The organism is Pseudarthrobacter sp. CCNWLW207, from assembly GCF_037203945.1.
Lineage (GTDB): Bacteria > Actinomycetota > Actinomycetes > Actinomycetales > Micrococcaceae > Arthrobacter.
The window spans coordinates 453400-469669 of sequence record NZ_JBBCBS010000001.1 but is presented as its reverse complement, the minus strand read 5'-3'; the positions used below and the strand labels follow the sequence as shown (position 1 = coordinate 469669).

General features: G+C 66.3%; 21 protein-coding genes. 12 read left to right on the top strand and 9 right to left on the bottom strand.

Annotation, left to right across the window (positions count from 1 at the left end):
- Nucleotides 1-139: 139 nt before the first annotated feature.
- The gene (locus V9L17_RS02100; RefSeq protein WP_337350278.1) at nt 140-637 is read right to left on the bottom strand and encodes a DinB family protein; all 498 of its coding nucleotides are present in this window, start codon (nt 635-637) and stop codon (nt 140-142) included.
- 76 nt (nt 638-713) lie between these two features.
- On the opposite strand from V9L17_RS02100, the gene V9L17_RS02095 reads away from it, so the two are divergent.
- Genes V9L17_RS02095 through V9L17_RS02080 form a run of 4 tightly spaced genes read left to right on the top strand, consistent with a single transcriptional unit; the run spans nt 714 to nt 3231 of the window.
- Nucleotides 714-1283, top strand: a complete 570-nt coding sequence (locus V9L17_RS02095; RefSeq protein WP_337350277.1) for an AAA family ATPase — start codon at nt 714-716, stop codon at nt 1281-1283.
- 24 nt (nt 1284-1307) lie between these two features.
- Nucleotides 1308-1799: a DUF3592 domain-containing protein gene (locus tag V9L17_RS02090; RefSeq protein ID WP_337350276.1), complete on the top strand. Its 492-nt coding sequence runs from the start codon at nt 1308-1310 to the stop codon at nt 1797-1799.
- Nucleotides 1800-1820: 21 nt separating this feature from the next.
- Nucleotides 1821-2684 carry an alpha/beta hydrolase gene (locus V9L17_RS02085; RefSeq protein WP_337350275.1) on the top strand — a complete coding sequence of 288 codons (864 nt, stop codon included), beginning with the start codon at nt 1821-1823 and terminating at the stop codon, nt 2682-2684.
- A gap of 40 nt (nt 2685-2724) precedes the next feature.
- The gene (locus tag V9L17_RS02080; protein WP_337350274.1) at nt 2725-3231 is read left to right on the top strand and encodes a GNAT family N-acetyltransferase; all 507 of its coding nucleotides are present in this window, start codon (nt 2725-2727) and stop codon (nt 3229-3231) included.
- Here the strand turns inward: V9L17_RS02080 and V9L17_RS02075 are convergent.
- From V9L17_RS02075 to V9L17_RS02065, 3 genes are read right to left on the bottom strand one after another with little or no spacing between them, the layout of a single operon-like run.
- Nucleotides 3228-3545 (bottom strand): hypothetical protein, encoded by a 318-nt coding sequence (locus V9L17_RS02075; RefSeq protein ID WP_337346471.1) that lies wholly within the window; start codon nt 3543-3545, stop codon nt 3228-3230. The two genes, V9L17_RS02080 and V9L17_RS02075, sit on opposite strands and share 4 nt — an antisense overlap.
- 44 nt (nt 3546-3589) lie before the next feature.
- Nucleotides 3590-3850 carry a helix-turn-helix domain-containing protein gene (locus tag V9L17_RS02070; RefSeq protein WP_337350273.1) on the bottom strand — a complete coding sequence of 87 codons (261 nt, stop codon included), beginning with the start codon at nt 3848-3850 and terminating at the stop codon, nt 3590-3592.
- The gene (locus V9L17_RS02065; RefSeq protein WP_337346473.1) at nt 3850-4341 is read right to left on the bottom strand and encodes a DUF2975 domain-containing protein; all 492 of its coding nucleotides are present in this window, start codon (nt 4339-4341) and stop codon (nt 3850-3852) included. Before V9L17_RS02065 ends, V9L17_RS02070 begins: the two co-directional genes overlap by 1 nt.
- 106 nt (nt 4342-4447) lie before the next feature.
- Here V9L17_RS02065 and V9L17_RS02060 point away from each other — a divergent pair, with 106 nt between their 5' ends.
- On the top strand, nt 4448-4777 hold the full coding sequence (locus V9L17_RS02060; RefSeq protein WP_337350272.1) for a hypothetical protein: 330 nt from the start codon (nt 4448-4450) through the stop codon (nt 4775-4777).
- 361 nt (nt 4778-5138) lie between these two features.
- Here the strand turns inward: V9L17_RS02060 and V9L17_RS02055 are convergent, their stop codons facing one another.
- Nucleotides 5139-7418 carry a beta-glucosidase family protein gene (locus V9L17_RS02055; RefSeq protein ID WP_443197999.1) on the bottom strand — a complete coding sequence of 760 codons (2280 nt, stop codon included), beginning with the start codon at nt 7416-7418 and terminating at the stop codon, nt 5139-5141.
- A 320-nt stretch (nt 7419-7738) separates the two neighbouring features.
- Between V9L17_RS02055 and V9L17_RS02050 the strand changes: the two genes are divergently transcribed.
- Genes V9L17_RS02050 through V9L17_RS02035 form a run of 4 tightly spaced genes read left to right on the top strand, consistent with a single transcriptional unit; the run spans nt 7739 to nt 11643 of the window.
- Nucleotides 7739-8860 (top strand): Gfo/Idh/MocA family protein, encoded by a 1122-nt coding sequence (locus V9L17_RS02050; RefSeq protein ID WP_337350270.1) that lies wholly within the window; start codon nt 7739-7741, stop codon nt 8858-8860.
- 31 nt (nt 8861-8891) lie between these two features.
- Nucleotides 8892-9845: a PmoA family protein gene (locus V9L17_RS02045; protein ID WP_337350269.1), complete on the top strand. Its 954-nt coding sequence runs from the start codon at nt 8892-8894 to the stop codon at nt 9843-9845.
- 2 nt (nt 9846-9847) lie between these two features.
- Nucleotides 9848-10585: a cupin domain-containing protein gene (locus tag V9L17_RS02040; protein WP_337350268.1), complete on the top strand. Its 738-nt coding sequence runs from the start codon at nt 9848-9850 to the stop codon at nt 10583-10585.
- A gap of 35 nt (nt 10586-10620) precedes the next feature.
- Nucleotides 10621-11643 carry a LacI family DNA-binding transcriptional regulator gene (locus V9L17_RS02035; RefSeq protein ID WP_337350267.1) on the top strand — a complete coding sequence of 341 codons (1023 nt, stop codon included), beginning with the start codon at nt 10621-10623 and terminating at the stop codon, nt 11641-11643.
- 35 nt (nt 11644-11678) lie between these two features.
- On the opposite strand, the gene V9L17_RS02030 is transcribed toward V9L17_RS02035, so the two are convergent.
- The 3 genes from V9L17_RS02030 to V9L17_RS02020 all read right to left on the bottom strand — a co-directional run bounded on the left by V9L17_RS02030 (nt 11679) and on the right by V9L17_RS02020 (nt 13956).
- Nucleotides 11679-12935, bottom strand: a complete 1257-nt coding sequence (locus tag V9L17_RS02030) for an MFS transporter (protein ID WP_337350266.1) — start codon at nt 12933-12935, stop codon at nt 11679-11681.
- Entirely contained in the window at nt 12932-13390 is a 459-nt protein-coding gene (locus V9L17_RS02025; protein WP_337350265.1) for a MarR family winged helix-turn-helix transcriptional regulator, read from the bottom strand. The genes V9L17_RS02030 and V9L17_RS02025 overlap by 4 nt, the downstream gene beginning before the upstream one ends.
- Nucleotides 13391-13560: 170 nt before the next feature.
- Nucleotides 13561-13956 (bottom strand): DUF1801 domain-containing protein, encoded by a 396-nt coding sequence (locus V9L17_RS02020; protein ID WP_337350264.1) that lies wholly within the window; start codon nt 13954-13956, stop codon nt 13561-13563.
- Nucleotides 13957-14059: 103 nt separating this feature from the next.
- On the opposite strand from V9L17_RS02020, the gene V9L17_RS02015 reads away from it, so the two are divergent.
- On the top strand, nt 14060-14404 hold the full coding sequence (locus tag V9L17_RS02015) for an iron chaperone (protein ID WP_337350263.1): 345 nt from the start codon (nt 14060-14062) through the stop codon (nt 14402-14404).
- Between the two features lie 13 nt (nt 14405-14417).
- Here V9L17_RS02015 and V9L17_RS02010 read toward each other — a convergent pair whose 3' ends face one another.
- On the bottom strand, nt 14418-14996 hold the full coding sequence (locus V9L17_RS02010) for a dihydrofolate reductase family protein (RefSeq protein ID WP_337350262.1): 579 nt from the start codon (nt 14994-14996) through the stop codon (nt 14418-14420).
- 127 nt (nt 14997-15123) lie between these two features.
- Between V9L17_RS02010 and V9L17_RS02005 the strand changes: the two genes are divergently transcribed.
- Both V9L17_RS02005 and V9L17_RS02000 read left to right on the top strand, forming a co-directional pair.
- Nucleotides 15124-15636, top strand: coding sequence for a mycothiol transferase (locus tag V9L17_RS02005; protein ID WP_337350426.1), 513 nt, complete (start codon nt 15124-15126; stop codon nt 15634-15636).
- Nucleotides 15637-15859: 223 nt separating this feature from the next.
- Entirely contained in the window at nt 15860-16240 is a 381-nt protein-coding gene (locus tag V9L17_RS02000; RefSeq protein ID WP_337350261.1) for a VOC family protein, read from the top strand.
- Nucleotides 16241-16270 lie beyond the last annotated feature (30 nt).

Genomic DNA, 16270 nt, shown 5'->3' with positions numbered 1-16270 from the left:
AAGGCCGCCTGGGGGAGTGAGCGGCTGACAAATATGGTACTTGGTATTCCAAAGTACGGCCAGCTCCAGGAGTGGTGCCAGATTGTTAGCTAACTTTTGGTCTCAAATCCCAGACGGGTGACACGTTTGGTATTCCACTTTACCGGCCAAGGATCTGTTCGCGGAGGATGTCAGCGTGGCCGCAGTGCTGAGCCAGCTCCCGCAGCATATGCAGGTAGACCCAGCGCAGCGGCAGCGGGCCCCGCCGGTTGCCGTGGACCAGATCGTCGAGCTCGAGGGAGGCGACCGCTCGCCGGGATGCTCCGCAGGCTTCGCGGTATGCCTGCTGGACGGAGGCGATGGTGTCGCCGTCGTCGAGGATAAACGACTCGTCCGGTGTCGCCGGAATACCAATCTCGGTCCGTGGCCGGCAGGTGATGGCCTCATCGAACCAGACCTTTTCGACGAATGTGGCATGCTTCACCAGGCCCAGCAGCGTGGTGCGGGAAGGGACGAGCGACCGGCGGGCCTGCTCCTCAGTCAGCCCGTTGAGGCAGTCGCTGAGCGCGGTGCGGTGCTCGTCCAGGAACACGTCGAACTGGACGCGCGCTGGTTGGTGGGTAACGGCATCGGCGGAAGTCGCAGGCTGGGAAGTCATGGTCGGAGCGTAGCAAGGGGAGCAGCCCTGGACTGCACGTGGCGGGAGGGGCCGGGTCCGGTACTAGGGTCGATTCATGCGCTCCTACAACGAACCCCTTCCGCGCCAGCCGAAGCGTGTGCTCGTGGCGGGGGTCTCGGGTGCTGGCAAGACGACGCTGGCCGGGCGGATTGCGGGGATTACGGGAGGCCCGCACCTGGAGATTGACGCGATCTTCCATGGACCGGACTGGACACCGCGCCCGGAGTTCCTCACCGACGTGCGCTCGTTCATCAGCGCGGACACGTGGACCACGGAGTGGCAGTACGACGCCGCGCGGCATTTGCTGGCGGAGCGCGCGGACCTCCTCGTCTGGCTCGACTTTCCCTTTGCCCGCCTGACATTGCCGCGCGTGCTGCGGCGAACCGTCCGCCGTCGGGTGCGCCGCGAAGAATTGTGGAACGGCAACCGTGAGGCGCCGCTAAGGACGTTCTTCACCGACCGGGACCATATCGTCCGCTGGGCGATCCGGACGCGGTGGAAGTACGTCGAGCTGATGCCGCGGTTCGTCAACGAATACCCGCATGTGGTCGTCGTCCGGCTGCGTTCGCAGCGGGAAGTCGAGGAATGGCTCCGTGGATCGCTGGTTCCCGCGGTCACTGGCTGACTTGCGCTGCGGCAGAATGGGTGCGTGACTTCGCCTAACGCAACCGTGAACAGCAAAACCAAAAGTGCCTGGGGAGCGGTGGTGAATATCGCGATTCTGGTCTTTCTATTCGCCCTTGGCCCGGTGATGATCGGTATCGGTACCCATCTGGGCAACGCTGACGCGGAGTTGGTGCGGACCGGCGAACGTGCGATGGGAACGATCGTCGACTTCAACGATGCGCGCCAAGCCTCAAAGCGAACGATCGACGTGGAGTTTCAGTCGGCCGACGGGCGCTTCCACTCGGTCGGGGTCCTGGTGGATCATGACCAGCATCCCGTTGTTGGCGAGGAGGTCACGGTGGTGTACCGGGAATCCGACCCGGAAGATGCCACCGTGCTCGGATTTGAGGGCGACGGGAACTTTCTTGCCGGCGCGGGCGGTATCCTGACTTTCATCTTCTGGGGAATCGCGCTCATCTTCCTCATCAAGAGCCTGGTGCGGGCAACAAAACGCCGAAAGAATCGGGCCAGGTAAGCCGCCTGAAAGGGGATCAACATGGCTGAAACTGCCGAGGCCGTCCTTCACGACGGGTCGATCATCCCCGTTACCATTCACGGCGAGGGGCCTGCGCTGCTGTTGCCGGCCCGGCTGGAGCCGTTCGAAGCGGCCGCTGCCGAGACCATGCGTAAGTGGGGCGGGGACCCTGACCTGGGGCCGGCTTTGGTCCGCGGCCTTTCGGGAACAAACCGGGTGATTGTGGCTGACTATGAGGGCCACAGAATGGCGCAGCCGGCCGCGGAGACACTCACACCGGACAACCTCACCGCTGACCTTTTGGCCATCGCGGATGCCGCCAGCACGGAGGTTTTCGGCTACTACGGCTACTCCTGGCTGGCGTTGAGCGGACTCCAGCTTGCCCTGCGCACCGACCGCCTCCGGGCCCTGGCCATGGGCGGATTTCCGCCGTTGGACGGTCCGTACCAAAGCATGCTGGCCGTCACCCGCGCCGCGCACGCGAAGTCCACCCAGGAACCGGACCCAGCGTGGGTTCCAGCAGACGAGGCCGAGCCGGGCGACTGGGATTCTGCCGCCGTCCAGACCACCGAGGGCCAAACGCGCCAATTCGTCACCCTTTACGAGGCACTCCAGGACTTCGACGACTCTGCCGCGGCCCTGCCCCGTGACCTGCCGCGGCTCGCGTTCGCGGGGTCCGATGACCAGATCGACTACAGCCCGCAATGGGGCGGCGTCCAGGTTCGGATCGGTGAACCCCTGGCCAGGCACGGGGAGGAACTCATTGCCGCCGGCTGGGATGTGCAGGTTCTTCCCGGGCTCGACCACCTGGGTGCGATGCACAGCTCAGTGGTCCTGCCGGTTCTCACCGGCTGGCTCCGGAAGGTCGGTTGGGTTAATGGCTGACGTGTCGCGGCGCGAACGGCGCCGGGCCTAGGCTGGGACGATGGACTTTCAGCTCCGCCAGGCCACACCCGACGACGCCGAAGCGGTGGTGCGGATGCACACGCTGGCCCACGAGGAGTGCTACTCGCATTTGCTGTCCCCGGAGTTCTTCCGCACACGCCGAGCCAGTATCCCCGAGCGTGTGGGACGGCGGCGGCCCCACCTGGACGTGCAGGACCCGCGGATTATTGCCCTGGATGCCGACGGAGAGGTGGTGGGATTGGCCGACGCCGGTCCGGGCCGCGACGAGGACGGACCGGTTGAGCTTGAGCTGTACTCGATTTACGCACTGAGGCGCACGCACGGCACCGGACTTGGTGCGGCCCTGCTGCGCGCAGCCATTGGAGATTCCCCGGCCTACCTCTGGGTGGCTGAGGGCAACCCCCGTGCGCTGGCGTTCTACCTCAAGCATGGATTCCGGCCCGACGGAAAACGCGGGCAGTTGCCGCCCGAATGGGAAAGCCTGCCGGAATTCCGGATGGTCCGGCCCGGACCAGCCCTCGGCTAGCTTGCGGAGCGCCGGTTGCGGGCCTGGCGGACCAGCCTCAGGAAGGCAAAGACGAAAACGGCCTCGATCGCAGCCATCAGTCCAAGCATCAGCCACAGGTTTTCGCTGATGAAGTAGATGACCCCCAGCAGGACCAGGACGGTTCCAAGGACCAGCGCGTACACGGCGAAACCAAGGGCTACCCTGGCGCTGCGCACGCCGGTCCGGAAGCCAAAGCCCACGGGCTGTCCGCCGGGGTACCCCTCCACGCGGTCGCGGCCGGCGGGTTTGAGCCTGTCGAACTCGTCCCACAGCTCATGGTCCTGGTCCGTCATACCTCCATTATCCCGCGCAGCACTAACGTCCGTGATCTATACAGCTAGCTGGACTCGGCAAGCGGCCGCCCGCCGTCGTCCGCGTTATGTGAGGCGGAGTCCTCCGGTTCCCAGCGCAGCAGGTCGCCGGGCTGGCATTCGAGCACCTCGCACAGCGCCTGGAGGGTAGTGAACCGCACCGCCTTGGCGCGGCCGTTTTTGAGAACCGCGAGGTTGGCGGGGGTGATTCCCACACGTTCGGCGAGCGTGCCCACCGGCATCTTCCGCTTGGCCAGCATCACATCGATGTCGACGACGATGGGCATTAGATCACCTCGTCGAGCTCGGACTGGAGGTGGTGCGCCTGCGCATCCAGTGCCACCGCCTGGGCCAGCAACGTGCGCATCACCAGCACCACCAGGGCAACCCCGGCGATCATGACGGACGCTCCGCAGATGAGGAGTACGATGCCCGGCGCCGTTTCGCCGGGCGCCAGGATGGCGGCGATCCCGAACATCAATAATGAGGCGAAGGCGATCGCGCCGAAGATGATGTCCACATATCGAAAGGCTCCGTGGGAGAAGACCGTCCCGCGGCGCACCATGGTGAGCAGGCGCCACACGCATACTGCGGTGACCTGGACGCACGCGATGCCCAAAACGAAGATGGTAAGCAGTGCAATGCGTGGGCCATCGGGCGCGCCCGCCTCCACGAGGTCGGTCGAGACCAACGGAATCATCCACACCTGAACGAATAGGGAACCGGCAAGCACCATCGCAATCACGATGCGCAGGGCGAGGACGGTGAGCTTTCCCATGAGGTCTCCTAGGGTGTCGATTAACAGTTAGATAGTATCGATAATCGAGAGGTCGGGCAAGGCGCGACGCTAGCGGTCCTGGGGCGTCCGGGCCTACGGTGGAGGCATGACTGATACTTTCTCCAACTTTGTGGACACGTTCAAGAACGTCGGCGTCGCCAGGGCATACGGCGATCCCGTCCAGTTGGGCGGGCAGGAGGTCATCCCGGTGGCCCTGGTTACGTTCGGGTTCGGTGGCGGCGCGGAGGGCGAGGCCGACGGCGGCGCTTCCGGCGGTGGGGGCGGCGGCATGGTGCTGCCACTGGGCGTCTACCGGAACGACGGCGGCAGCGTCACCTTCCGGCCCAATACCGTGGTCACCCTGGTGTGCCTGGTTCCGCTGATCTCTGTGCTGGGCGCGGCGGTTCGCCGGGCTATCAGGGCAGCGAAATCCTGACGCTGCCCACTTTTCGGGCGATGGCCTCGCACGCCGGCCTTGCCGACGGCACGCAGCGAGGGGACCGGAGGACTAGATGGAGGTCCTCAGCGTGGTGCTGCTGTCAGCAGTCGGCATGCTTCGTCGAGACAGGCCTGGCGTTGTTCGGATGTGATGAGTCGACGTAGCCGAAGCAGCCAGGTGGGTAAGAGCTAAGACAACGCTGATGCATCTGTTCATCACTAGGGTAGCTTTCGGTGCTTGGAAGAAACCCCGGGAACCAGGGCAAGCGGCCACCCAGAAGGATATGGCAGGTAGCCCATTGAGATTCCCGCAAGGAGACCTAGGGCTGCGAGTCCAAATACACCACAGGCCTGCTGGCTTAGTCCATCGGTGCCGGGGTGACCGCGACGGGGGTGAGCATCTCGCGCTCGAAACCCACGACGCGTCGCGGACCGTGCAGGATGACCTCGTGCGTGTGGACATCGGACGTGCTTGATGTGGACACGTGGAGCTTGACCAGTCCGGGAGCCACTACGCGTTTCAGGTCCACACCTGTGAAGGACGTCCGGTCGGCGTGCACCGTGAACTCCACCGCGGCGGAGGCGCCGGCAGCCAGGTCCACCCGCGCGTAGCCGATCAGCTCGCGGACCGGCCGCACCACCTCGCCCACGGGGTCCTCCAGGTACAGTTGCACCACTTCGGCGCCGCCCACCGCGCCGGTATTGGTCACCGTACAGGCCAACGTCACCGAGCCCGATGTCGACACCGTGGGCGCGCTCGCCACATGCTCCGAATACTCAAACGAGGTGTAGGACAGGCCGTGGCCGAACCCGAACAGTGGCGACGGGTCCAGTGCGCTCACGCCACTGGGACCGGCCAGCCGGCTGTGCAGGTACGTGCCGGGCTGCCCACCCGGGGTCCGCGGCACGGACACCGGAAGCTTCCCGGAAAAATTGACGACGCCGGTGAGAACGTCCCACAGCGCCTCGGCACCTTCCTCGCCGGGAAAGAATCCCTGCACGACGGCGTCCGCGCGGTCCGCGAAACCGCCCAGGGCGTAGGGACGGCCGCTGAGCACCACGAGGATGGTGCGCGTGCCGGCAGCGGCAGCCGCGGCGAGCACCTGGTCCAGCATCGCGGACTGGTCGCCGGGGAGGCGGAGGTCTTCGGCGTCATTGCCCTCGCCGGAAGTGCCCCGGCCGAACAGCCCGGCGTTGTCGCCCACCACCACCACACACGTGTCAACGGAGGCGGCGATCCGGCAGGCCTCGGAGATCTCCTCCGGCGTAATGGCCTCGCACGACCCTGTTGCGGCGGAAACGACTCCCTCAAAGCGGCGTTCCGCGGCTTCGGCCACGGTGGGCACGGAAATGCCCATCGGCACGTCCGGGTGCGAGGCGCCCACATGAGCGTCGAACGAGTAGCAGCCCAGCATCGCGAACGGGTCCTCCGCCAGCGGCCCCACCACACCCAGCGACCGCACGGCCGCAGCGGGCAGCGGCAGTGCCGCGCCGCCGTCGTGCGTCCCGTTTTTCAGCAGCACCAGCGACTGCGCCGCCATGGTCCGGGCCAGCGCGCGGTGCCCGGCCGGGTCCAGGTTGATGCCGTCCGTTAAGGCAGGCGGGGCAGGGTCAAAGCCGGGAGAGAGCAGCCCGGCCTGCTGCTTCTGCGTGAGCACGCGGCGGAGGGCGGTATCAACCAGTGCCTCGTCCACTGCGCCGTCGCGGACCCGCTGCAGCAGCGGCGTTCCGTAGCAGTTCACGGTGGGAAGTTCGACGTCGACTCCCGCAGTCAGTGCCAGCGCTGCGGCCTCGCCGAGGTCGGCGGCCACCCCGTGAGTGACATTGAGGAAGGCGACGCCGAAGTAGTCGGCCACCACCGTTCCCGCGAAACCCCATTCATCGCGGAGCAGCCCGGTGAGCAGGGCCTGGTTGGCGGCGGCCGGGACGCCGTCGACATCTGTGTAGGCGTGCATCACTGAGCGGGGGCCGCCGTGCTTGATGGCCATTTCGAACGGCGGCAGCATAACGTCGGCCAGCTCACGCGGACCCATGGACACCGGGGCGTGGTTGCGCCCGGCCACCGAGGCGGAGTACCCCACGAAGTGCTTGAGCGTGGCAACAATGCCCGCCTCCTCAAGCCCCTGGACATAGGCGGACGCCACGGTGCCCACCAGGAACGGGTCCTCGCCGATGGTCTCTTCCACGCGGCCCCAGCGGAGGTCGCGCACCACGTCCAGCACGGGCGCCAGGCCCTGGTGCACGCCGAGCCCGCGCATGTCCGCGCCGATCAGCCCGGCCATCTCGCGGACCAGCGCGGGATTGAATGTGGCGCCCCAGGCCAGGGGGACGGGGAAGGCGGTGGCTTTCCAGGCGGCCAGCCCGGCCAGGCACTCCTCGTGCACCTGGGCGGGGATCCCGAAGCGGGAGGCAGCCATGATTTGCTCCTGCGCGGCTGCCAGCCGGCGTGCTCCGTCCAGCGGTTCCAGCGGGGTGGTGCCGTACATCCGGGTGATCTGGCCCAGGCCGTTGGCGATCACGTCATCCCAGGAGCGGGCGTCGCCGGCCATCTGGTTCTGCAGCGGGGCCACGGAGTCGCCGTCGCTGGACGCGTTCACCCACACACCCACCAGCTGGGCGAGCTTCTCTTCCAGCGTCATCTCAGCGATGAGATGCTCAACGGTTTCCGGCCCAGCGGAACGGGGGAGTGCTTGTTTCTCGGCGGCACCGCTCACGGCGTCTCCTCACATTGGAATCAGTTTTTAAGAAACTATCAGAAATCTGCATTTAGTTTCTAGGGGACAAAAACCATTGACTTCGGCGCATCTTGCTTCCTACGGTTGAAGGGCGGCCCGAATTGGAGTCCCAAAGGTTTCGGAAACTAATGACCAAGTCATGAAAGTTTCTGATTTTCCGGGCCGCCCGTGATCAAAGTGACCGGCACCATCCAGTGAAGAACTGCAAAGGCGGAGAATTTCAAATGCGGACGTACAAAGTGGCCATCGTGGGCACCGGCGGGATAGCGGCGGTCCACGCGGACAACTTGGCCCGGACCGGCGGCCGGGCGGAAGTCGTGGCGGCCTGCGATGTGGACCAGGCCCGGCTGGACAACTTCGCAGACCAGCACGGCATCGCCGGGCGGTACCTCAGCCTCACCGAACTGCTGGCAGAAGCCAAACCGGACATCGTGCACCTCTGCACCCCGCCCATGATGCACATCGACCAGGCCCTCGAGTGCCTGGCGGCGGGCGTCCACGTGCTGTCGGAGAAGCCGCCGGCCTTGTCCCTGGCCGACTTCGACCGGTTGGAAACCGCCCAAATCCAAGGCGGTGCGCAGTTCTCCTGCGTCTTCCAGCACCGCTTCGGCGATGCCTCCGCCGCGGCGCAGTCGCTCATCGGCGGCGGCGAGTTCGGCCGTCCGCTAGTGGCCCGGTGTGACACGCTCTGGTACCGGCCGGACACCTACTGGGACCTGCCGTGGCGCGGCACTTGGAACGCCGAGGGCGGCGGCCCCACCATGGGCCACGGCATCCACCAGTTCGATCTCCTGCTCCACCTGCTCGGCCCGTGGCAGGAGGTCACCGCCATCGCCTCCCGGCAGGCCCGCGCCACCTCCACGGAGGACCTGTCCGCCGCGCTGGTCCGGTTCCAAAACGGCACCGTGGCCACCATCATCAACTCGTTGCTCTCACCGCGCGAAACTTCGGACATCCGGATCGACTGCGAGTTCGCCACCGTTGAACTGAGCCACCTGTACGGCTACGCCACGGACAACTGGACCATCACCCCGGCGCCGGGCCACGAGGACACAGTCACGGGAGCGTGGGACACGCAGCCGCTGGAACGGGGAAGCGGACACTCGGCCCAGTTCCTGGCCATGTATGACGCGCTCGACGCCGGCCGGCCGCTCCCAGCCGGCGCGGACTCCGCGCGGCAAACTCTGGAGCTCGCTGCCGCGATCTATGCCTCCGCCTTCACCGGCGCACCCGTCCGCCGGGGCGAGATCGTGCCCGGCCACCCCTTCTACGCCGGTATGGACGGCGAGGGCCTGGGCACCCGGGTCCTCGATTCCACCGCGCCCGCCGCCACGTCCGCCGCCTGACCAAACACCCTTGAACCTTTCGGAGACTCCCATGACCAGCCCTGCATTTACCACTCCTACGACCACGCAGCTCAGCTATTCCGACGACGGCGCAGCCCTCACCTTCACCGCCGGAAGCCAGCAGATCGCCACGTACACCTACAGGGCCACGGATGACCAGTACGAAAGCCCGCGCCCCTACTTCCACCCGCTCAGGACCCTCGGCGGCGACGAGGTGACCATCTTCCGGCCGTGGGACCACGTCTGGCACAAGGGCCTCTCACTCGCCCTGCCCAACGTGGGCAAGGACAACTTCTGGGGCGGCGCCACTTATACCCGCGCCACCGGCTACGCGAACCTGGACAACAACGGCGCCATGACCCACGAGGCCTTCACCGCCATCGACGACTCCGGAACCGGGATCACCGCGGCCGAGGAACTCGTGTGGAGTTCACAGGACGGGACGCCGGTCATCGCCGAGAAGCGCCGCTTCAGCGTCCAGGTCCTCGATGTCCCGGCCACCCCGGCCTGGGTGCTGCTCTTCGAAACCGAACTGGCCAATATCTCGCCGGACGTCATCGAGATCGGCAGCCCCACCACCGAGGGCCGCGACAACGCCGGGTACGGCGGACTGTTCTGGCGCGGGCCTCGATCCTTCACCGGAGGCCAGTTCCGCTCCGACGCCGGCACCGGGCAGGACGAGTTCATGGGAACCCGCTCGGAATGGATCTCCTTCACCGGCCGGCACGATGACACCTGCCGGTTCTCGTCCATCACCTTCGTGGAGGACGGTACCAACCCCGGCGCCCCGAACCAGTGGTTCGCCCGCTCGTCCATGTTCGCGTGCCTGGGATCCGCGCCGTTCTTCAGCGAAGTAGTCCCGTTGAAGGCGGGTCAGCCGCTCACGTACCGCTACGCCGTCGTAATTTCCGACGGGCAGGTGGACGAGTGGTCCGCTGCCGAATTGGCCGGCGCCGCCAAGACTGCCCTGCAGGCCTGGTCCTGAATATGGCAGCCACGACGTTCCCGGGAGCCACCGCCCTGTCCGAGGTCAGCATCTACGACTGGCCCGCAGCGGACGGTGCGGCCGGCGGCACCCCGCACCTGCATACGGCGTCCGCGGAAGCGTACATGGTGCAGCAGGGGTGGGGCCGGCTGGAGACGCTGGACTCCCGCGGGTTCACCTCCACGCCGCTGGAGCCGGGGGTGGTGCTGTGGTTCACGCCCGGCACCATCCACCGTGCCATCAACGATTCGGGCGACCTGCGCGTCCTGGTAGTGATGCAGAATGCGGGCCTGCCGGAGAACGGCGACGCCGTCATGACGTTCCCGCCCGCGCACCTGGCGGACGTGGATGCATACCGGCGGGCAGCGGCACTGGTACCCAGTGATGCCGACGGCGGTGACCCGGACGCAGAAGCGGCCGCGCGCCGTCGTCGTGACCTGGCGCTGGAGGGGTACTTTGCCCTGAAGGAGGCGGTGCTGGAATCCGGTCCCGGAGCGTTGGCCGGGTTCCATGCGGCGGCGGCCCGGCTGGTTAGTTTTCGGACCTCCGAGTGGCAGGACATGCTGGCCCAGGGGGCGGAACGGCAAGCGGCGGCGACGCGGGAACAGTTGGAGTCTCTGGAAATCGCCGAAAGTTTCTATCTGCAGGATGCGCGGACTACCATGGGGAAACGGAAACCCCGCAGGATTTACGGCATGTGCGGCCGGATCCAGGCGTGGGGACTTTCCGAAAACTCATAGGGCCGGGCGAGTGCTCCGGCGGGAAGGTGGGTTACATGGTGACCAAGCAGGACACCGGGCGCGCGACAATCAGTGAGATTGCCCGGGAGGCCGGGGTCTCGGTCCCCACCGTTTCCAAAGTGCTGAACGGCCACGCCCACGTTGCGGCCGAAACACGGGCGCGGGTGGAGGAGATCATCGCGCGGCGCGACTACGCCCGCCGCCCGGCCAAGCGGAGGCAGAAGGCCGGCCTGATCGACCTGGTGTTCCCTGGTCTGGGGTCGGAGTGGGCGCTGGAGATCATCGAGGGCGTGGAGCGCGTGGCGCAGGAGGCCGGTTACGGCACAGTGGTGAGCAGCCTGAACATGGACGGCTCGCGGATCCGGCCGTGGCTGGCGAACGTGGCTGAGCGAAAGTCGGACGGGCTGCTGATGGCCGTGTACCAGCTGGATGCCAAACAGATCCAGCGGATCAAGTCGCTGGGGATCCCGGTGGTGCTGATCGATCCGGTGGGCCAGCCCGGGCCGGACCTGATGACCGTGGGCGCGGCTAACTGGGACGGCGCGCACTCGGCCACCGAGCACCTCCTGCAGTTGGGGCACCGGCGGATCGGGATGATCGGCGGCCGCGAGGACCTGCAGTGCAGCAGCGCCCGCGAGGACGGCTATGTCTCGGCACTGCGGCGGGCGGGGATCGCGGTTGATCCGGCGCTGATGGTCCCGGGCGACTTCTCCATCGAGGCCGGCGAGTCCGGGACCCGGAAGCTGCTGTCTTTGGACGACCGCCCCACCGCGATCTTCACCGGCAACGACGACCAAGCCATGGGCGCTTACCGCGCAGCCCGGACCGCCGGACTGCGGATTCCCGAGCACCTGTCCATCATCGGCTTTGACGACATCCCGGCGGCCGAGTGGATCGAGCCGGGCCTGACCACCATCCGCCAGCCCGTGGTCCAGATGGCCGAGACCGCCATGCGCGCGTTGCTCCGGCACCTGGACGGGGACGAGGAACTGCCGCAGCGGATCGAGCTGGGAACAGAGCTGGTGGTTCGAGGCTCGACGGCGCCCCCGCGGAAGTAGGGCGCCCCGCCCCGACCGGGACGCAATGGGTGAACTTAGGCCGAGGCGCGGCGTCCGGGAAACGCGGTCCGCACCTGCTGCCGGAACGTCTGAGGACTGCGGCGGTTCACGGCGATGACCGCGAACAGGCCGGTCAGCAGCACGATCGCACCTGCTGCGGCCACTGACCAGCGGGCCCCGAATTCGGTGCCGATCCAGCCCAACAGTGGCGCCCCCACGGCAGTCCCGCCCTGCAGGATGGCGAGGTACAGGGCAAGCACGCGCCCGCGGAACTGGGGCTCTACTGTGAGCTGGATGGTGGTGTTGCAGCTGTTCAGGAAGGTAATGCAGGCCAGGCCCAGCGGTATCAGCACGGCGGCGTAGAGCCAGATCGACGGCGACGCGCTGGCCAGCAGCGAAAAGACGCCAACTCCGAGGGCCCCGCCCAGGAGGAAACGCGGCCGCGGGCCTGACCTGCGGGCGGCGAGCAGGGCGCCGGCGAGTGTCCCGACGGCCATGACGGAACCGAGAAGCCCGAATTCCCCGGGGCCCGCCCGGAATTCCACGGTGGCCATCAGGGCGTTGGTGATGGCGAAGTTCATGCCGAAGGCCCCGATGACACTGACCATGACGAGGATGAGCACCAGGTCCGGCCGCTGCCGGACGTACCGCAGGCCGTCCATTACCGGATGCTTGCTGCGCGCTGCGGGGGTGGCCAGGGTCAATTCAGAGATCCGGATCCGCGACAGCGAAATGATGACGCCGGCGAAGCTCACGGCGTTGAGCAGGAAGACCGGTCCCGTTCCCACCCAGGCGATGAGCACGCCGGCGATGGCAGGTCCGGTGAGTCGGGCGGTGTTGAAGGATGCGGAGTTCAGGGACACGGCATTGGTGAGGTGTTCACGCCCCACGAGTTCGGACACAAACGCCTGGCGGGCGGGTGCATCAATGGCGCTTGCGAGGCCGAGACAGAGTGCGGCCAGATAGGCATGCCACAGCTGCGCGTTGCCCGTCACCACCAGGAGTCCGATGGCAAGCCCGGACAGGCCCATGGCCACCTGGGTCCACAGCAGGATCCTGCGCTTGCGGTACCGGTCCGCGAGGACGCCGCCGTAAGGGCCCAGAAGCAGGCTGGGCAAGAACTGCAGCGCCGTGGTGATGCCGACGGCGGTGCCGGAGTGGTCGGTGAGGACTGTCAGCACCAGCCAGTCCTGCGCGATCCGCTGCATCCAGGTGCCGACGTTGGAGACCAGCGCCCCGCCCGCCCAGATCCGGTAGTTACGGTTCTCCAGTGCCCGGAACATGGCGCTCATTTGGCGCTCATTTCCTGCATGATGTGTGCGGCCCGGCTCAGGACTCGGCGGTCCTCTTCGCTGAGCCCGGCGACACGCTGGGCCAGCCATGCGGTCCGTTGGCTGCGGGCCTCGGCAAGGACGGTTTCGCCCGCAGGAGTGATGGCTATCTGGATCTGGCGGCCGTCCTCCGGATGCGGGGACCGTGACACGAACCCCTGTTCCGTGAGCGCATTGACGATCCGGGTCATTGACGGCGCCTGTACGTGTTCGCTTTCAGCGAGTTCGCGCAGGGTCTGGGATCCGGTGCGGAGATGGGCGAGCACCGTGTACTGGCCCGGGGTAATGACATCGCCGGTTGCCTCGATGCGGAGCCGCCGCGACGTTCGCATGACGGCCGTGCGAAGGTCGATTGCCAGCATGTCCGGTTCAATGTTGTCCGCGGACTCGTGGTCCGTCGCTGTGGTGGTGGTCATGGGTCCTCGCAGATAGTTAGCACTGCTAATTAGCTCTGCTAACCATTATGCTCCCGAGGGGTTGTCGGAGACAAGTAATGTCCGGCAACTCACAGTGTCTCGCCCATCAGGCGCCGCCTCCCGCTGAGGTCCACAACGGCAAGGTGTCCGGTCCACGTGGCGAAGCGCCTCTACTGCCCGCCTTTGATCTTCCGCCAGCCGCCAGCGCGGTTGTTCGCGATGATCGCCCGGAACATCTCCACCAGCGCGTCCTCGTTCATCGGCTCGCCCTCGTGGTACGAAATCATGCGGCCGGTCTTGTTGCCGTGGCCGGCGGTGATGATGTTGTGCGGGTCAGGGGTGATGCCGCCGTCGTACAGGAAGACGTTGACGTGATCTTTCGCCGCGAGCAGGGCAATAACGTTGCCCTGCAGGACGAAGTACGGCTGGACGGTCCGTTTGATGGTTTCCTGGACCTCGGGGTCGGCGGCATGGACCAGGTCGCGGACCTTGCGGCAAATGTCCTGCTGCCATGCAGGGAGGGCGTCGATGTACTGGTCAACGCGGGGGTCTTTGACGTAATCCATAGCTTCAATTCACCTTTCGCCTGCCAGTTTCTGTGATTGAGCCTGTTTCGAAACTCTAGGCGCTCCCAGGCGCCAACAGAATGGGCAGGAATAGAATGGGCGCATGGGCACCGTTGACGATTCCCTGGCCGATTTGCCCGAGCTTGAGCGCCTCTCCCTGCAACGCGTGATCGCCGTTGCGCGGACCCTGGTGCCGGAGGCCGAGGACGGAATGAGCTACGGGATGCCTGCCTTGAAGCTGGATGGGAAGCCCCTCCTCGGCGTCGTCGCAGCAGCCAAGCACCTCTCCGTCTTTCCGTTTTCGCCTGCGGTGATTGACGCCGTCGCGGACCGGCTGGAGGGATACTCGCTGTCCAAGGGCACCATCCGCTTCACCACGGACCACCCGCTTCCCGACGACGTGCTCGAGGACATCGTCCGCCTTCGCCGGGCGGAAATCCAAAAGTAGGTCCGGGGTCCGGTCACACGGTCGCGTAAGTTGCAATCACGACGCCGGTGGTGGTCGTCACGCTGTTGGTGAGCCGGAGCCCTGACTCCGGTCCGTCCGGGAACAGTCGGCGGCCCGTCCCCAGAATCAGCGGATGGATGAGCAGCACATATTCGTCGATGAGGTGCCTGCCCCGCAGCGACTGGATCAGTTCCCCGCTGCCCAGGATGGCGAGGTCAGGCCCGGGCTGCTCCTTGAGCCTGGCCAGCGCATCCGCCGCATCACCCTGAAGCAGGGTGGAGTTCTGCCAGGGCAGCGGCTCGGTCAGCGTGGTCGAGGCAACGTACTTTTGGATGTTGTCCAAGAGGTCGGTGAAGGGGTTGTCCGTCTGGCGGGGCCAGTAGCTGGCGAAGTCCTCGTACGTGCGCCGCCCCAGCACAAGCGCGCCGGTTTTCGCCATGCCCTCGCCCATGGCGCGTCCCATGACTTCGTCGTTGTAGGGCAGGGCCCAGCCACCGCGCTCGAACCCTCCCCGGGTATCCTCATCGAAGCGCCCGGGCGCCTGCATGACGCCGTCCAGGGACACGTTGTTGGTGACGCTCACTTTTCTCATGGTCGATTCCTTAGAGCAGCCGCCCCCAGCGCTGATGGGTGAGGCCTCCATTATCCCGCTCTATGCGGCGCCACGCCTCCGTGCAAGCATGGGGTTCAGCCCAGAGAAGCGCACCGAGAGGGACCCGATGAAATCGAACGAACTCCTGCTGGACGCCTTCGGCCGGATCCGGGAAACTGTGGAAGCCACGCTGGAAGGGCTCGACGACGCGTCCTTGGTTCGGCGCCCGGCCGGCACCGGGAACTCCATCGCCTGGCTGATCTGGCACCTCAGCCGGGTGGAGGACGCACAAGTTTCCGAAGCCGCCGACGTCGAACAGGTGTGGACCGCGCAGGGCTTTGTGGCCCGCTTCGACCTGCCGCTTCGCGCCCGTGACACGGGCTACGGCCATTCCTCCGAGCAGGTGGACGCCGTCAGGGCAAGCCCGGAGCTGCTGCTGGAGTACTACGACGCCGTACACCGGCAGACCGCGGACTTCCTGAAGACCCTCGACGACGAGGCCTTGGACCGCGTCGTCGATACCCGCTGGGACCCGCCCGTGGCCTTGGGAGTGCGGCTTGTCAGCACCATCGCCGACTGTCTCCAGCATGTGGGGCAGGCTGCGTACGCCAAGGGTTTGAAGCCCACGCAAGTGCAGTAGGGATCACCTATTTCCGTGGCCGCAATTCGGCTCCATAATGGCCACATGAGCTTCGGGGACCCTCGCGCCGATGATGGCTGGCGTGGCGTTGCAGGGTCCCAGGTGGCCACCCCGGCTTTCGGCGGAACGGGCGGCCACGCGGCACCGGACAAGGATGTTCCGGGGCCGAACCGGGGGAGAGCGGCGCCACCAACGCGAGTTATGCATAAAGGAAATCACCATCATGCTCAAGGATCGAACCATCATGGCTGTCCTTCCGGCGAAGGACATCAACAGGGCGAAGGATTTCTACCGCGACAAGCTGGGCCTGGAACCGTCCGGCTCCATGGAGGACGACAGCCTGACGTACAGCGGCGGTAATGGAACCAGCTTCCTGATCTATCAGACAGAGAATGCCGGAACGGCCAAGAACACCCAGATGGGCTGGGAAACGGACAACCTCGAGGCCGAGATGGAGGAACTGCGGGGCCGCGGCGTCGTCTTTGAAGACTACGATTTCCCCGGCCTGAAGACGGAGAACGGTGTTGCCACCAACGACTGGGGCAAGTCCGCTTGGTTCCTGGACAGCGAGGGCAACATCCTCAACATCTCCCAGCGCGCGTAGCATCGATTAGTACGACGTCGGCGCTGGTGG